This is a genomic window from Salipiger marinus, assembly GCF_035481585.1.
Taxonomy (GTDB): domain Bacteria; phylum Pseudomonadota; class Alphaproteobacteria; order Rhodobacterales; family Rhodobacteraceae; genus Salipiger; species Salipiger marinus.
The window spans coordinates 25,904-40,724 of the sequence record NZ_JAYKSL010000019.1 but is presented as its reverse complement, the minus strand read 5'-3'; the positions used below and the strand labels follow the sequence as shown (position 1 = coordinate 40,724).

Sequence of the window (14,821 nt, the reverse complement as noted above, 5' to 3'; positions counted from 1 at the left end):
GCTCTTTGGGGGGTGGGGGGCCACCCCCCCCCCCCCCGCTTTTTGGGAAAAGACCAGGCCCTCACAGCGCAGAGTCACTGGTCGCATCTTCAGCGATAGATCGCCGTCACCGGTTCGGCCCCCTCGCGGACATGGCCGCGATACATGCCCTCGCAGTTGAAGGGCAGGGCGATATTGCCCGCCGCATCCACCGCGATCACCCCGCCCGAGCCGTCATTGCGGCCCAGATCCTCCATCACCACATGGCGCGCCGCGTCCTCCAGCGACTGCCCGGCATGGCGCATCCGCGCAGCAATCTCGGCGGCGGCGGTCCAGCGGATGAAGATCTCGCCATGCCCGGTGCCCGAGACAGCGCAGGTGGCATTGTCGGCAAAGGTGCCCGCACCGATCACCGGCGTGTCGCCGACCCGGCCCGGCGCCTTGGCGGTCATCCCCCCGGTGGAGGTGGCGGCGGCAAGGTTGCCCGCGCGGTCACGCGCCACGGCCCCCACCGTGCCATGGCGGCGGGCGGGATCGTCATCCACCTCTCCGGCCTCGCGCTGGCGCAGCGTCTCCTGCAGGGCCTGCCAGCGGCTTTCGGTGAAGAAATAGTCGCGCTCGGCAAAAGCCAGCCCGGCGGCGCGCGCCACCTCCAGTGCATTCGGGCCGATCAGGCAGACATGCGGCGTGGTCTCCATCACCGCGCGGGCGGCGCGGATCGGGTTGCGCGGGCCAAAGATCCCCGCCACGGCCCCGGCGCGGCGGTCGCGCCCGTCCATGATGGCGGCATCCATTTCCTGCACCCCCGCCGAGGTATAGACCGCGCCGCGCCCGGCATTGAACAGCGGCTCGTCCTCCAGCGCGCAGACGGCTTCGGTCACCGCATCGAGGGCGGCGCCGCCGTCGCGCAGCACCGCCTCGCCCGCTGCCAGCGCGCGGGCAAGACCCGCGTGATAGGCCGCCTCAAGCTCGGGGGTCATGCGCGATTTCAGGATGGTTCCGGCACCGCCGTGGATGGCAAGGGAATAGGTCATGACGTTCCTTTCAGCCCGGCGGTTTCGGCGCAGTAGCGGGCGATGTCGGCATGGGAGGCGATCCAGCAGTCGCCCGCCGCGGTGATGTGATCCAGCAGCCGTTCAAGGATGAAGATCCGCGAGCGGTAGCCGGTGATATGCGGGTGCATGGTCAGCAGGAACAGCCCGCCCTCGGCCCGCGCGCCTTCGAATTCGCGCAGGAAGATGTCCAGCACGTCGGCGGGCGGGGTATAGGGCCGCTGCGCGCCGAAGCGGTTCATCATGAAATAGGCGGCATCGTCGCGGATCCATTCCACCGGCAGTTCCACCATGCCGGTGGGTTCGCCCCGGGCGAGGATCTCGTAAGGATCGTCGTCGGAAAAGAGCGAGCTGTCATACAGCAGCCCCATCTCCCGCGCGATGGCCAGCGTCGCCTTGGAATAATCCCATGACGGCGTGCGCATCCCCACCGGACGGGTGCCGCAGATCCGCTCCAGCGTGTCGGAGGCGCGCAGCATCAGGTCGCGCTCCACCTCGGGCGGCACCTGCGTGTTGCGCTCGTGGATCCAGCCATGCAGCCCGATCTCGTGGCCCTGATCGGCCAGTTCGCGCTGTTCCTCGGGATGCAGCAGCGCGGAGACGGCGGGCACGAAGAAGGTGGCGCGGGCATCATAGCGGTCCAGCACCTGCCGGATGCGCGGGATGCCGCGCCGCGCGCCATATTCGCCCCAGCTCAGCCGGGCCACCGACTCGCCGCCATCGCGCAGCTCGTTGGTTTCGTGATCGCTGTCAAAGCTCAGCGCCACGGCGCAGCGCTTGCCGCCGGGCCAGCTTGCGGGCAGCAGCGAGCGGCCCGCGCGCACCTGCTCCACCATGCCGCGCCAAGTCGGTTCGTCCCACTCCCACGCTTCGGTCATGCCCGTCCTCCGTCCACGGACAGCACCTGTCCGGTGATCCATGCCGCCTGATCCGAGGCGAGAAACACCGCCGCATGGGCGATGTCCTCTGCCGTGCCAAGGCGGCGGGTGTGAATGCCCGCCAGCAGCGCGCGCTGGCCTTCGGGGCCCAGAGCCTCCCACTGCCGCCCCGTGGTGGGGTTCGACAGCACGAAGCCGGGGGCGACGGAATTGACCGTCACGCCCTGCGGGCCCAGTTCCAGCGCCAGCTGCCGGGTCAGGCCGACCAGCGCGTGCTTGGCCGAGGTATAGGCCTGAATGCCGGTCAGGCTGGGGCGCAGCCCCGCGCCGCTGGCGATGGTGACGATGCGCCCGCCCTGCCGTTTCAGCGCGGGGGCGGCGGCCTGCGCGCACCACATGGCGGCATCGACATTGGCGGCGAAGATCACGCGCCAGTCGTCTTCGGTGATCTCCTCCAGCGGCCGGCCGGTCTGGCCGCGCACGCCGCCCGCCGCCGTCACCAGCCCGTCCAGCCGCCCGTGCCGGTCCAGAACCGAGGCAATGGCCGCCTGCGCCCCGGCGCGGCTGCCCAGATCGGCGGGATGGGCGGTCATGCCCTCTGCCACCAGCGGTTCAAGCCCCGCAGCATCGATGTCCAGCGCCGCCACCGTGGCGCCGGACTGCGCCAAGAGCCGCGCGATGGCGGCCCCGATGCCCTGCGCCGCCCCGGTCACGGCAAAGACCTTGCCGGTAAAATCGCAGATCATGCCGTCACCAGCAGATCGACCAGCGCTGCGGACTGCGCGCGGCGGCCTTCCTCGATGTCGTGGATCAGATCGACCATGCGCGCGAGCCGGGGCGTGGGCACGCCAAGCTCCGCCCCCAGCGAGACCATGATGCCGATCTGCGCGTCGACCTCTGTCTTGCGCTTGCGCACCGCCAGATCGCGCCAGATGCCGGAATGGGTCTTGGCGGTCTTGCGGTTATGGGCGACCATCGCCTGAATGGCGGTTTCCATCCCCGCCGCATCGCCGCTGCCAAAGGCCACCGGATCAAAGCCGTTGAAGCCAAGCGGCGTGATGCCCTGCGCCGCGGCCAGCGCCATCACCTCCTGCCCCAGTCCCAGATAGGCGGCGCGATGTTCGGGGCGAGCCATGGCATCGGACATGCTGTCCGGGGTCAGCGCGGTGCAGAACAGCAGCGCGCCATAGCCCATCTTGCCCCAGAGATAGCCCCAGATGTTGTCGGTCAGCACCGCCTCCGGCTCCACGATCTGCAGCAGCGCGTGGATGGCCTCGGCGCGCGGGGTGCGGCGCCCGTCCAGTTCGCCCACGGCCACGGCGGCGCGGTTGCCGTAAAGGATGCGCCCCGGCTCCAGCCAGTCGGCGCCGAAATTCACGAAACAGCCCATGGTCCGCTCGGCGCCAAGCCGTTCGGCGATGACCTTTTCGTTGAGCCCGTTCTGGGCGGAAACCACCACGCCGCCCGGGGCCAGATGCGGCGCCAGCATGTCGAGCGCGCCGGGCGTGTGATGCGCCTTCACCGCCAGAAAGATGATGTCATACTGGCCCGACAGCTCCAGCGGGGTGAAGGCGGGCAGCACTTGGGTGAACTCCTCCACCGGGCCTTCGATGCGCAGGCCGGGGCCGCGCATCGCGGCCACATGATCCTCCACGATGTCGACCATATGCACCGTGTGCCCGGCCCGGGCCAGACAGGCGCCGAGGATGCCGCCGATGGCGCCCGCGCCCCAGATCAGGATCGGCCCGCTCATGCCCAGTCTCCTTCCAGCTGCGCGCGGGTTTCGGCCACGGCCACCTCCCAGATGCGCGCCATGTCCTCGTCCGGCTTCTGGTAGACACCGCCGTAATTGCCATCGCCGATCAGCGCGCGCACGCCTGCGGCATTGCGGTCGCGCAGCTTGTCGAAGGGCACGAAGGGCTTCTGCTCCTGCGGCACGGGGCGGCCCGGCAGGCGGGTCCATGGGAAATTCTCCATCCAGCTGGCATGGCTTGCCACGGGGTCGGTGGCCTGCACCGCCGCCCATGTCTGCGGCGCGCGCCACCAGTCGTGAAAGCGGCAGCGGGCGCCGGGATGATCCTGCATCCATTCCATGGTCACGGGCTGCACGGGGCTGTTGCCGCCATGGCCGTTGACGATCAGCACCCGGCGGAAGCCGGTGGCGTAAAGGCTGTCCAGAATGTCGCGCACCAGCGCGGCATAGGTGGCCAGCCGCAGCGTGACCGTGCCGGGAAAGGCCATGAAATAGGGGGTCAGCCCATAGGCCACCGCCGGAAACACCGGCACGCCCAAGGGTTCTGCGGCATCGGCGGCCACCTTTTCGGACAGGATGGAATCCACCGACAGGCTCAGATGCGCGTGCTGTTCGGTGCTGCCAAGCGGCAGGATGCAGCGGTCATCGCGTTCGAGCCAGGTTTCCACCTCGAACCAGGTGCTTTCGGAGATCCTCACAGCGTCGCTTCCTTCGTCTCTGTCCGGGAAAGGGTGTCCCCCCCGCGGCTGCGGCAGCTTTCGATCAGCGGCAGCAGTTCGGCGCGGATCGCCTGCGCGTCGGGGGTGTGGCGGTATTCGAATGCGGTCTGTCCGGGGCGCAGCCCGTCGCGCAGATATTCGGCGCCGGTGGCATAGATCAGCACGCTGGCCCGGGCGATGCGGGCCTTGGCCTGCGTCTCGTCCTCGCCGCGGACCACGATGGCGACCTTGCTGACATGCGGCGCAAAGCGCGTGATGTTGGCCTTCATGATGGTGACGAAGGACGGAAAATAGGAATAGGCGACCACCTCGGCCTCGGGGGGGATGGTGGCCAGCGCGACCCGCGTCGCCTCGTTGGGGATCAGCGTGAGGCCGGTGACCTCGATCCCCGGAAACAGCGCCCGCGCGCGCGGCAGCAGCGTGCGCGGGGCGATGACCAGATCCACGTCCCGCGGCGGGGCGCGGTCGATCTCGTCCAGCGTCACCGCCGTGATGGCGTCGCCGCCGCGCAGGTGGCGGCGGATGTCGGCGGCATAGGCTTCGGTGGCGTCGTGGAAATTCCCGACCATCAGCAGCCGCAGCGACCGGGGCGGGCAGGGGCGGGCCATGGCCACGCGGGTGGCCAGTTCCGCCGTGTCCAGCCCGCAGGAGCGGCCCAGTTCAATGAGATCGGCGATGGCCGCCTCCAGCGCGCGCAGCTTGTCGGGGGCGGGGACCACGGCGGAGGCGCTGACAAAGGTGCCCGAACCCACGCGCCCCTCGATATGGCCCGCCGCCTGCAGCGCGGCATAGACATTGGACACCGTCACCGGCGACAGCCGCAGCTTGCGCGCCAGCGCCCGCACCGAAGGCAGCCGTGCGCCCACCGGCAGCTCGCCAGAGGCGATGCCGAATTCCAGCGCGCCACGCAGCTGCACCGGCACGGCCACGGTCGAGTCGCGGTCGATGGCGGCGGTGATGCGCTCCAGCGCCTGATCAAGTTCTGCCTGTTTGTCACTCATAGTGATACACTGATGGAAAACATTTGACCCGGCAAGGGCATTAAATTGCGTAACATGCGGCTGTGGCGCACGGAGTGTATTAATTTGCAGCTTGACCTGTCACAAAAGCGAGTCCTAGTGTTTCTGCATAATGTAACACAAGGAGGTGGACGATGACATTGAAGCTCTTCCGGGTGGGGGTTGCCGCACTGGCGCTGACCGCTGCCGCACCTGCGGCGATGGCCGCCGATCTGGTGATCGGCCTGCGCGCCGGTCCTGATTCCATTGACCCGCACTGGTCCACGCTGGGCAGTCAGGCCGAGGCGCTGCGCCATGTCTTCGACACGCTGGTCGATGTGGACGAAACCCTGCAGCTCAAGCCCGGCCTTGCCGTCAGCTGGGAGCCGGTGGATGACACCACATGGGATTTCAAGCTGCGCGAAGGCGTGAAATTCCACGACGGCAGCGATTTCACCGCCGAGGATGCCAAGTTTTCCATCGAACGCATCCCCGCCGTCACCGGCCCGATGCCGATGACGCTTTACACCAAATACGTGGAGTCGGTGGAGGTCATCGACGACTACACCCTGCGCGTCCACACCAAGGGCATCGCCCCCGCGCTGCCCAATGACTTCACCCGCCTCTTCGTGGTGCCCTCCGAAATCGGCATGGACGCGCGGAACGAGGAGTTCAACTCCGGCGAAGCCGCCATCGGCACCGGCCCCTACAAGTTCGTGTCGTGGCAGCCGAAGGGCGATATGGTGCTGTCGCGCAACGCGGACTACTGGGGCGAGGCCCCGGCATGGGACAACGTCACGCGCCGCGAAATCCCCGACGATGCCGCCCGCGTGGCCGCGCTGCGGTCGGGGCAGGTGGACATGATCAACTACGTCCCCGCCTCTGACGTGATCGCGATGGAGAACAATTCCGATGTGGAACTGTTCAAGGCGGATTCCATCTACATCCTGAACATCGCCCCTTCGGTGAAGGATGAGGAGCCGCAGCCGATCAAGGTTAACGGGCAGGAGGTTGACGGCAACCCGCTGCAGGATCTGCGCGTGCGCAAGGCCATGGATCTGGCCATCAACCGCGACGTGCTGGTGAATGTGGTGCTGGAAGGTCTGGGCACCCCCGCGACGCAGCTGATGCCCGAAGGCTTCTTCGGCTATTCCGACAAGCTGGAAGCGCGGCCCTATGATCTGGAACAGGCTAAGGCGCTGCTGACCGAAGCGGGCTATCCGGACGGGTTCGAGATCGACTTCACCTGCACCAACAACCGCGTGCCCGGCGATGCCGTGGTCTGCGAGGCGCTGGCGCAGATGTGGTCCCGGCTGGGTCTGACCGTGAACGCGCAGGCGCTGAACGGCACCGTGTTCTTCCCCGCCGCCGCGCGCGAGGAATACACCATGACCATGTCGGCATGGGGCACCCTGACCGGCGAGGCCGCCTACACCTATGGCGCGCTGGTGCACACCAAGGACGCCGAGAAGGGCTTTGGCAACTTCAACCGCACCGGCTATTCCAACCCGGAATTTGACCGCGTGTTCGGCGAAGGCACCCAGACGCTGGACGAGGACGCGCGCCGCGGCCTTTATGAAGAGGCCTCGGTCATCGCGATGGAAGACCGCGCGCTGATCCCGACGGTGATCCTGCAGTCGGTCTGGGCTGCCAAGTCCGGTCTGGTCGATTTCCTGCCGCGCACCGATCAGGAAACCCGCGCCTACGCGATCACCCCCGTCGAGTGACCGTGTTCCCCGGTGCGCGCCCGTCGCGGACCGGGGCCCATCCTGACGGGGGCTGAAGCCCCCGTTCCCCGCGCCTCCCCGCCTTGGGAGGCGCCATCCCGCAGGAGGCAGAGGCTTCATGACCGGATTTCTTCTTACGCGGCTGGCGCAGGCCGTTCTTGTCGTCTTTGCCATGTCGGTGCTGGTCTTTGTCGGCGTCTATGCCATCGGCAACCCCATCGACGTGCTGATCGACCCCGGCGCCACGCAGGCGATCCGCGAGCAGCTGATCCGGCAATACGGTCTGGATCTGCCGCTCTGGCAGCAATACGTCACCTTCCTGTCCAATGTGGCGCAGGGCGATCTGGGCCGGTCGATGGTCTATAACGTCTCCGTCACCAGCCTTGTCTTCTCGCGCCTGCCCGCGACGCTGGAACTGGTGCTGGTGTCTGTCACCCTCGCCACGGTGATCGGCATTCCCGCAGGGCTCTGGGCGGGCTACCGTCCCGAAAGCTGGGGCGCCAAGGCGATCATGGCGCTGTCGGTGCTGGGCTTTTCCGTGCCGACCTTCTGGATCGGCATGCTGCTGATCATGGGCTTTGCAGTGGAACTGGGCTGGCTGCCCTCCGGCGGGCGCGGCCCCGAGGCCACGGTTTTCGGCATCACCACCTCGCTTGCCACGGGCAAGGGCTGGGCGCATGTGATCCTGCCCGCGCTGAACCTCTCGCTGTTCAAGATGGGGCTGCTGATCCGGCTGACCCGCGCCGGCATGGTCGAGGCGATGCGCACCGATTATGTCAAGTTCGCCCGCGCGCAGGGGTTGCCCGACCGCCAGATCGTGCTGCGCCATGTGCTGCCCAACATCTCCATCCCCATCGTCACGGTGTTCGGGCTGGAACTGGGCTCCACGCTGGCTTTCGCCGTGGTGACCGAAAGCGTCTTCAACTGGCCCGGCGTCGGCAAGCTCATCATCGATTCCATCCTGCAGCTCGATCGCCCGGTGATGGTGTCCTACCTGATCTTCGTGGTGATCCTGTTCGTGATGATCAACCTCGCCGTCGATCTGATTCAGGCGCGGCTTGATCCGCGCATCCGTCTGAAAGGAGGCCGGTAAATGTCCGACACGCTGAGCCCCACAAGCTCCACCGCCGCCGTGCCCTCGGCACCGCCGCTTGACAGCCGCGCCACGAGGCTGCGCCATTTCTGGGCCGATTACCGGCGTTCGCCTGCGGCGCTGCTGTCGCTGCTGGTGATCGTGGTGCTGCTGGTCCTGTCCTTTGGCGCGCCGCTGCTGGCGCCGCAGGATCCCTATGACATGGCGGCGCTGGACTGGCTGGATGCCTTCCTGCGCCCCGGCGAGGTCGGATCGGGCGGCTACACCCATCTGCTGGGCACCGACAATGCCGGGCGCGACATGCTGTCGGCGATCTTTTACGGGCTGCGCACCAGCTTCGTCATCGGGCTGTCGGCCTGCGCGCTGGCGCTGGCGGTGGGCATCGTGGTCGGGCTGACCGCCGCCTATTTCGGCGGCCGGATCGAGGCGGTGCTGATGCGCGTCGTCGACCTGCAGCTGGCCATGCCCGCGATCCTGCTGGCGCTGGTTCTGGTGGCCATTCTGGGGCAGGGGGTGGCGCAGATCATCCTTGCGCTGGTGGTGGCCCAATATGCCTATTTCGCGCGCACCACTCACGGAGCTGCGAAAGTCGAGCGGGGTAAGGACTATATCGAGGCCGCCCGCTCGACACCCTTGTCCACCGGGCGCGTGCTGTTCCGCCACCTGCTGCCCAACGTGCTGCCGCCGCTGATTGTGGTGGCGACGGTGCAGGTGGCCAGCGCCATCGCGCTGGAAGCGACGCTGAGCTTTCTGGGGGTCGGCCTGCCGCTGACCGAGCCGTCGCTGGGCTCGCTCATTTCCAACGGGTTCAAATACATCCATTCCGACCGCGCATGGCTGTCGATCTATCCGGGGCTGTTTCTCATGGTCACTGTTGTCGCCATCAATCTTGTGGGCGATCAGGTCCGCACCCTGCTTGACCCGCGGCGCGCGACATGACCGCGGCACTGCAGGTCCGGGGCCTGACCACCCGGTTCGACACCCGCGCGGGCGCCGTCACGGCGGTGAATGACGTAAGCTTCTCCGTGGATCCCGGCCGCATCATGGGGCTGGTGGGGGAAAGCGGGTCCGGCAAATCCGTCACCGGCTTTTCCATCCTTGGCCTGATCGAGGCGCCGGGCCGCGTCACCGGCGGCGAGGTGCTGGTGGAGGGGCAGGATCTGCGCGCCCTGCCGCCGGACGAGATGCGCCGCATGCGCGGGCGCAAGGTGGCGATGGTGTTTCAGGATCCGATGATGACCCTGAACCCGGTGCTGCGTGTCGGCGACCAGATGGCCATGGCGGTGCAGGTGCATGACCGCGTCAGCCGCCGCGCCGCATGGGACCGTGCGCGCAGCGCGCTGGAAACCGTGGGCATTCCCGCCCCCGGCGAACGGCTCATGGCCTATCCGCACCAACTGTCGGGGGGGATGCGCCAGCGCGTCGCCATCGCCACGGCGCTGCTGCACCAGCCCGCCGTCATCATCGCGGACGAGCCGACCACCGCGCTCGACGTGTCGATCCAAGGCCAGATCCTTGCCGAGGTGCGGCGTCTGGCCGACGACACCGGCACCGCCATCGTCTGGGTCAGCCATGACCTTGCCGTGGTCTCCAGCCTCGCTGACGAGATCTGCGTGATGTATGCCGGGCGCATCGTCGAAAGCGGCCCGGCAGAGCGGGTGATCGCCGCTCCCCGCCATCCCTATACGCGCGGGCTCATCGCCTCGGTGCCGTCAAGCCATGCGCCGGGGGGGCGCCTGCCGCAGATCCCCGGATCGACCCCGCAGCTGTCCAGCCTGCCCGCAGGCTGCCCGTTCCGCCCGCGCTGCGACCGCGCGACGGATCTGTGCGTGACCGAACCGCCGCGCGTGGCGGCGGCGGGCCGCACCGTGCTGTGCCATCACCCGCTGGAGGTTGCGCCATGAGCCTGTTGACCATCGATCATGTGTCCAAACGCTTCACCCGCCCCACCGGCGCCATCGTGCGCGGGCTGGAAAAGCTGCGCGGCCAGACCCCCAAGCGCACCGTGCACGCGCTGACCGACGTGTCGCTGGAGGTGGCGCGCGGCGAGGTGCTGGGCATCGTCGGCGAATCCGGCTGTGGCAAATCCACGCTGGGCCGCATCGTGGCGGGCATCTACGCCCCCAGCGACGGCGCGGTGACGCTGGATGGCGCGCCTGTGGCGCGGGAAAGCCGGGGCACCGTCGACAAGCTGACGACGCGGGTTCAGATGATCCATCAGGATCCCTTCGCCTCGCTCAACCCGCGCATGAAGGTGGGCGAGACCATCGCCGAAGGCCCGCGCCAGCACGGGCTGATCCCCGCGCCCGACCTGCGCGACCGCGTGGCGGCGCTGCTGTCGCAGGTGGGGCTGGAGCCCGCCTATGCCGACCGGCTGCCGCATCAGTTTTCCGGCGGGCAGCGCCAACGCATCGCCATTGCCCGCGCGCTGGCCATGCAGCCCGACCTTCTGGTGCTCGACGAGGCGGTGGCCTCGCTCGACGTGTCGATTCAGGCGCAGGTGCTGAACCTGTTTCTGGATCTGCGCCGCGATCTCGATCTGACCGCACTGTTCATCAGCCATGACCTGTCGGTGGTGCGGCATGTGTCGGACCGGGTGGCGATCATGTATCTGGGCCGTGTGGTGGAACTGGCCCCGGTGGCGCCGCTTTATGACGCGCCGCAGCATCCCTATACGCAGGCGCTGTTTGCCTCCGTTCCCCGGCTGGGGGAGGGACGGGCGAGGTTTCATCCGATCAAGGGCGAGATCCCTTCGCCGCTGGACCCGCCACCCGGCTGCGCCTTTCATCCGCGCTGCCCCTTCGCGGGACCGCGCTGCCGCACCGAGGTGCCGCGCCTGAAACCCCACGACAGCCGCGCCGTCGCCTGCCATCTGCACGATGGCGGCACCGGCGCCACCACCGGCACAAGCGAGGCCGCATGACTGATCTTGATGCGCGCGTGGCGCGCCTGAACGACATCCTGTCCACCGTCAACCTGCTGAGCTGGGACAGCCGCGTGACCATGCCTGCGGGCGGGGCGGAAACGCGCGGCCACCAGATCGCCACGCTGAAACGCATCGCGCGCGACATGCTGCTGGATCCGGCCATGGCCGACGCCGCCGAGGCCGCGCGCGAGGCCGCGACCGATCCCGTGGCGCGCCGTGGGGCAGAGGCGGTGCTGGCCGCCCGCGACTGGCACGCGCGTCTGCCGGAGGCGCTGCTGAGCGCGCGCGACGAGGCGTCGATCACCGCGCGGCTGGCATGGGCCGAAGCGCGGGAGAAGGGCGATTTTGCGCTGTTCCGTCCGCATCTGGAAACCATCGTGGCGCAGGCGCGCGAGATGGCGCAGGCGCTGGGGCCGGTGGATCACCCCTATGACGCGCTGCTGCCGATCTATGAGCCCGGCGAAACCGCCGCCTCGCTGACCGCACTTTTTGACCGGCTGGCCGAGGGGCTGCGCCCCATCCTTGACACCGCGCTGGGCCGCCCGCAGCCGCGCACCGATTTCCTGACCCGGGGCTTTGCCGTGGAGAAGCAGCAGGCCTTCTGCCGCCAGATCGCGGCGGAGCTGGGCTATGACTTCACGCGGGGGCGGCTGGACACCACCATCCACCCGTTCGAGATCAGCTTCACCCGGCAGGACGTGCGCATCACCTCGCGCTGGCGGCCCGACTGGCTGCCCATGGCGATCTTCGGCACCATCCATGAAACCGGGCACGCGCTTTATGAACAGGGCGTGGATCCGGTGCACACGCGCGGCGCCCATGCCACCGACATGATCGGGCTTTACGCGGTGGGCGGCACCAGCTTCGGCATGCATGAAAGCCAGTCGCGGCTTCTGGAAAACCATGTGGGCCGGTCCCGCGCCTTCTGGGAGCGGCATTTCGGCACGCTGCGCGCGCAGTTCCCCGAGGAGCTGGCCGATGTCGATGCCGAAACCTTCACGGCGGGCGTCAATGCCGTGCGCCCCGGCTTCGTGCGGGTGGAGGCGGACGAGCTGACCTATGACGTGCACATCCTGCTGCGGGTGCGGCTGGAACTGGCGCTGCTTGACGGCTCGCTGGAGGTGGCGGATCTGCCCGCCGCGTGGAACGAGGCGATGAAGCGCGATCTGGGGCTGACCGTGCCCGAGGACGGGGTGACGGGCTGCCTGCAGGACGTGCACTGGTCCTCCGGCTATCTGGGGTCTTTCCCGACCTATACGCTGGGCAACCTCACCGCCGCGTCGATCATGGCGCGGCTGGCCGAGACTGACCCGCAGGTCGGGCAGGGGCTGGATCAGGGCGACACCGCGCCGCTGCGCGCGGTGCTGGCCGACAAGGTCTGGCGCCATGGCCGCAGCCTGAGCCGGGCCGAGCTTTTGGCGCAGATGGGCGGCGATGCCGCAGATCCGCAGCCTTATCTGGATTATCTGGCGGCCAAGTTCGGCTGAGCCTGAACTGCCTCAGACGGGGGACAGCGGGATGGGCCGCTGTTCCTCGATCGCCTCCATGGCGAAATGCGAGGTGACGGTTTCCAGTTCCACCTTGGAGATCAGCCGCTTGTAGCACAGGTCGTAGCTGGCCATGTCGCGGGTCACGATTTTCAGCAGGTAATCGTATTCGCCGCCGATCCGGAAGAAATCCACCACATCCTCGATGGTGGAGACATGTTTGCGGAACGTGTCCAGCCATTGCGCCGAATGGTGCCGGGTGCGGATCATCACGAAGACCACCAGCCCCGCGCCCAGCCGGTCACGGTCCAGCACCACGGTATGGTTGCGGATCACGCCCGCTGCCTCCAAGGCCTTGAGCCTGCGCCAGCAGGCGTTCTGCGACAGGCCGACGCGGTCGGACAGCGCCCGCTGCGACTGCGAGGCGTCGCGCTGAAGCTCTTCAAGGATGCGGCAATCAAGTCTGTCGAGTTTTAGGGTCATTCATGGATCATACGAACGAATATGGCGCCTGAAAAGGTGAAAACTTGTGATGACCTTCGCGGTTCCCTGCGAAAGACTACCCGTCAACGCCCCTCAGCCCTCAAGAGACCCCGCCGATGCTTCTGCACCAGCCCTGCCGCATGTCTGTTCGCCGCCTCCGCAGGCGGGGCAAACAGGATCACGGAACAGGCAGGCTGCGGGAAAACAGCGTTCCTCTGTCGGGGCGGGTGCTGAAATGAAAAGACTTTTCTTCGGCATGGGCGAAGTTGACACGATCCCGCGTCTGGATTTCCGGCGGCGTGGCGTTCAGACTTGGAGGGGCAGGACCGGCGCGACAGGCGCGCCACAGGAGTATGCCCGATGATCGCCGCCAGCTCGCCGCTGAGACATCGCAGTTTTCGCCGCCTCTTTGCCGCGCAGATCCTGTCGCTGGTGGGGATCGGGGTCATGACCGTGTCGCTGTCGCTGGATGCCTTCGCCACGGGCGGCATTCAGACGGGCGGGCTGCTGCTGGGCGGCATCCTCGCGCTCAAGATGGTGGCCTATGTGCTGGTGGCGCCGCTGGCCGAGGTGCTGCTGGCCCGCCTGCCGCGCCGCCCGACGCTGGTGGGCATCGACCTGCTGCGGCTGGGGCTGGTGGCGGCCATGGGCTTTGCCGTGGCGCCATGGCAGATCATGGTGCTAGCCTTCGTGTTCTTCGCCGTCTCCTCCGGCTTCACGCCGCTGTTCCAGTCGGTGCTGCCCGATCTGCTGCCCGACGAGGCGGTCTATGCCCGCGCGCTGGCGCTGTCGCGGCTGGCCTATACGGTGGAATCCCTGCTGAGCCCGATCCTTGCAGCGGCGGCGCTGCGGCTGGTCACGGCGGATCAGCTTTATTTTCTGGCATCGGCCTGTCTGGCCGGATCGGCGCTGACGCTGCTCGCCACCCGCTTTCCCGAAGGCAGGGTGCCGCGCAAGGCGCCCTTCCTGCGGCGGCTGTCGCGGGGCCTGCGCATCTATGCGCTGACCCCCCGGCTGCGCGGGGTGTTCCTGATGAACCTCGCGCTGTCGCTGGCGCTGGCATGGGTGCTGGTCAACACGGTGGTCTTTGCCGGTGCCCGGCTGGGCGAGGCGGAGCTGTATTACACCCGGCTGATGGCCAGTTACGGTGGCGGTGCCGCCTTGGGCGCGCTCAGCGTGCCGCGCCTGCTGGCCGGGCGGTCAGAGCGGGGCGTGATGGCGCTTGGCCTTGCGGTCTTTGCCGCGCTCGGCCTGACGCTGCCGCTGCTGCCCACCGGGCAGCTGCTGCCACTGGGGCTGCTCTGGGCCGGGTTCGGGGCGACCTCCTCGCTGGTGCTGACGCCGGGCGGGCTGGTGCTGGCCCGTTCCGCCGCCCGTGCCGACCGGCCTGCGGTCTTTGCCGCGCAGTTCTCGCTCAGCCATGCGGGCTGGCTTCTGGCCTATCCGCTGGCAGGTGCCTTGGGCGCGTGGCTGGCGCCAGAGCCCGCGCTGGCGCTGCTGTGCCTGCTGAGCCTTGGCGTGACCGCGCTGGCGCTGCGGGTCTGGCCCGCCGAGGATCCGCTGGTGCGCCCGCATGCCCATCCGGATCTGCCCGCCGACCACCCGCATCTGCGCGCCCATCCCGCCGGGGCGGGGCGCCAGCATGAACATGACTTCCATATCGACGATCTGCACCCGCACTGGCCGCAGACCGCCTGACCCTTCTATTCGACGCAGAACAGGACAA

Annotated in this window: 14 protein-coding genes; 7 read left to right on the top strand and 7 right to left on the bottom strand. The window is 68.2% G+C overall.

The annotated features are described in order from the left end of the window. Positions 1-89 precede the first annotated feature (89 nt). Genes VK682_RS20640 through VK682_RS20615 form a run of 6 tightly spaced genes read right to left on the bottom strand, consistent with a single transcriptional unit; the run spans position 90 to position 5,382 of the window. The gene (locus VK682_RS20640) at positions 90-1,013 is read right to left on the bottom strand and encodes an isoaspartyl peptidase/L-asparaginase family protein (RefSeq protein WP_089850329.1); all 924 of its coding nucleotides are present in this window, start codon (positions 1,011-1,013) and stop codon (positions 90-92) included. Beyond that, positions 1,010-1,909: a polysaccharide deacetylase family protein gene (locus VK682_RS20635; RefSeq protein WP_230797742.1), complete on the bottom strand. Its 900-nt coding sequence runs from the start codon at positions 1,907-1,909 to the stop codon at positions 1,010-1,012. The genes VK682_RS20640 and VK682_RS20635 overlap by 4 nt, the downstream gene beginning before the upstream one ends. Then, positions 1,906-2,655, bottom strand: a complete 750-nt coding sequence (locus VK682_RS20630; protein WP_230797743.1) for an SDR family NAD(P)-dependent oxidoreductase — start codon at positions 2,653-2,655, stop codon at positions 1,906-1,908. Before VK682_RS20630 ends, VK682_RS20635 begins: the two co-directional genes overlap by 4 nt. Next, the gene (locus tag VK682_RS20625; protein ID WP_230797744.1) at positions 2,652-3,662 is read right to left on the bottom strand and encodes a ketopantoate reductase family protein; all 1,011 of its coding nucleotides are present in this window, start codon (positions 3,660-3,662) and stop codon (positions 2,652-2,654) included. The genes VK682_RS20630 and VK682_RS20625 overlap by 4 nt, the downstream gene beginning before the upstream one ends. After that, complete coding sequence (locus VK682_RS20620) at positions 3,659-4,360, bottom strand: creatininase family protein (RefSeq protein WP_230797745.1); 702 nt, start codon at positions 4,358-4,360, stop codon at positions 3,659-3,661. The genes VK682_RS20625 and VK682_RS20620 overlap by 4 nt, the downstream gene beginning before the upstream one ends. Continuing rightward, on the bottom strand, positions 4,357-5,382 hold the full coding sequence (locus VK682_RS20615; protein WP_230797746.1) for a GntR family transcriptional regulator: 1,026 nt from the start codon (positions 5,380-5,382) through the stop codon (positions 4,357-4,359). Before VK682_RS20615 ends, VK682_RS20620 begins: the two co-directional genes overlap by 4 nt. Positions 5,383-5,534: 152 nt before the next feature. Between VK682_RS20615 and VK682_RS20610 the strand changes: the two genes are divergently transcribed. From VK682_RS20610 to VK682_RS20585, 6 genes are all read left to right on the top strand, one after another. Further along, entirely contained in the window at positions 5,535-7,106 is a 1,572-nt protein-coding gene (locus VK682_RS20610; protein ID WP_230797938.1) for an ABC transporter substrate-binding protein, read from the top strand. Positions 7,107-7,224: 118 nt separating this feature from the next. After that, positions 7,225-8,199: an ABC transporter permease gene (locus VK682_RS20605; RefSeq protein WP_089850342.1), complete on the top strand. Its 975-nt coding sequence runs from the start codon at positions 7,225-7,227 to the stop codon at positions 8,197-8,199. After that, entirely contained in the window at positions 8,200-9,138 is a 939-nt protein-coding gene (locus VK682_RS20600) for an ABC transporter permease (RefSeq protein WP_089850344.1), read from the top strand. Next, positions 9,135-10,103 (top strand): ABC transporter ATP-binding protein, encoded by a 969-nt coding sequence (locus VK682_RS20595; protein ID WP_089850346.1) that lies wholly within the window; start codon positions 9,135-9,137, stop codon positions 10,101-10,103. Before VK682_RS20600 ends, VK682_RS20595 begins: the two co-directional genes overlap by 4 nt. Then, positions 10,100-11,122, top strand: a complete 1,023-nt coding sequence (locus tag VK682_RS20590) for an ABC transporter ATP-binding protein (RefSeq protein WP_089850348.1) — start codon at positions 10,100-10,102, stop codon at positions 11,120-11,122. Before VK682_RS20595 ends, VK682_RS20590 begins: the two co-directional genes overlap by 4 nt. Next, positions 11,119-12,612, top strand: coding sequence for a carboxypeptidase M32 (locus tag VK682_RS20585; RefSeq protein WP_230797937.1), 1,494 nt, complete (start codon positions 11,119-11,121; stop codon positions 12,610-12,612). Before VK682_RS20590 ends, VK682_RS20585 begins: the two co-directional genes overlap by 4 nt. Before the next feature lie 12 nt (positions 12,613-12,624). On the opposite strand, the gene VK682_RS20580 is transcribed toward VK682_RS20585, so the two are convergent. Then, on the bottom strand, positions 12,625-13,095 hold the full coding sequence (locus VK682_RS20580; protein WP_089850353.1) for an Lrp/AsnC family transcriptional regulator: 471 nt from the start codon (positions 13,093-13,095) through the stop codon (positions 12,625-12,627). Between the two features lie 360 nt (positions 13,096-13,455). Here VK682_RS20580 and VK682_RS20575 point away from each other — a divergent pair, with 360 nt between their 5' ends. After that, on the top strand, positions 13,456-14,793 hold the full coding sequence (locus VK682_RS20575) for an MFS transporter (protein WP_324782474.1): 1,338 nt from the start codon (positions 13,456-13,458) through the stop codon (positions 14,791-14,793). Positions 14,794-14,821 lie beyond the last annotated feature (28 nt).

Excerpts from the sequence above, each read along its gene's own strand:
- VK682_RS20625 (WP_230797744.1), bottom strand. The coding sequence starts at position 3,662 with ATGAGCGGGCCGATCCTGATCTGGGGCGCGGGCGCCATCGGCGGCATC.
- VK682_RS20590 (WP_089850348.1), top strand. The coding sequence starts at position 10,100 with ATGAGCCTGTTGACCATCGATCATGTGTCCAAACGCTTCACCCGCCCC.
- VK682_RS20600 (WP_089850344.1), top strand. The coding sequence starts at position 8,200 with ATGTCCGACACGCTGAGCCCCACAAGCTCCACCGCCGCCGTGCCCTCG.
- VK682_RS20610 (WP_230797938.1), top strand. The coding sequence starts at position 5,535 with ATGACATTGAAGCTCTTCCGGGTGGGGGTTGCCGCACTGGCGCTGACC.
- VK682_RS20630 (WP_230797743.1), bottom strand. The coding sequence starts at position 2,655 with ATGATCTGCGATTTTACCGGCAAGGTCTTTGCCGTGACCGGGGCGGCG.
- VK682_RS20580 (WP_089850353.1), bottom strand. The coding sequence starts at position 13,095 with ATGACCCTAAAACTCGACAGACTTGATTGCCGCATCCTTGAAGAGCTT.
- VK682_RS20595 (WP_089850346.1), top strand. The coding sequence starts at position 9,135 with ATGACCGCGGCACTGCAGGTCCGGGGCCTGACCACCCGGTTCGACACC.
- VK682_RS20615 (WP_230797746.1), bottom strand. The coding sequence starts at position 5,382 with ATGAGTGACAAACAGGCAGAACTTGATCAGGCGCTGGAGCGCATCACC.
- VK682_RS20640 (WP_089850329.1), bottom strand. The coding sequence starts at position 1,013 with ATGACCTATTCCCTTGCCATCCACGGCGGTGCCGGAACCATCCTGAAA.
- VK682_RS20635 (WP_230797742.1), bottom strand. The coding sequence starts at position 1,909 with ATGACCGAAGCGTGGGAGTGGGACGAACCGACTTGGCGCGGCATGGTG.
- VK682_RS20585 (WP_230797937.1), top strand. The coding sequence starts at position 11,119 with ATGACTGATCTTGATGCGCGCGTGGCGCGCCTGAACGACATCCTGTCC.
- VK682_RS20605 (WP_089850342.1), top strand. The coding sequence starts at position 7,225 with ATGACCGGATTTCTTCTTACGCGGCTGGCGCAGGCCGTTCTTGTCGTC.
- VK682_RS20575 (WP_324782474.1), top strand. The coding sequence starts at position 13,456 with ATGATCGCCGCCAGCTCGCCGCTGAGACATCGCAGTTTTCGCCGCCTC.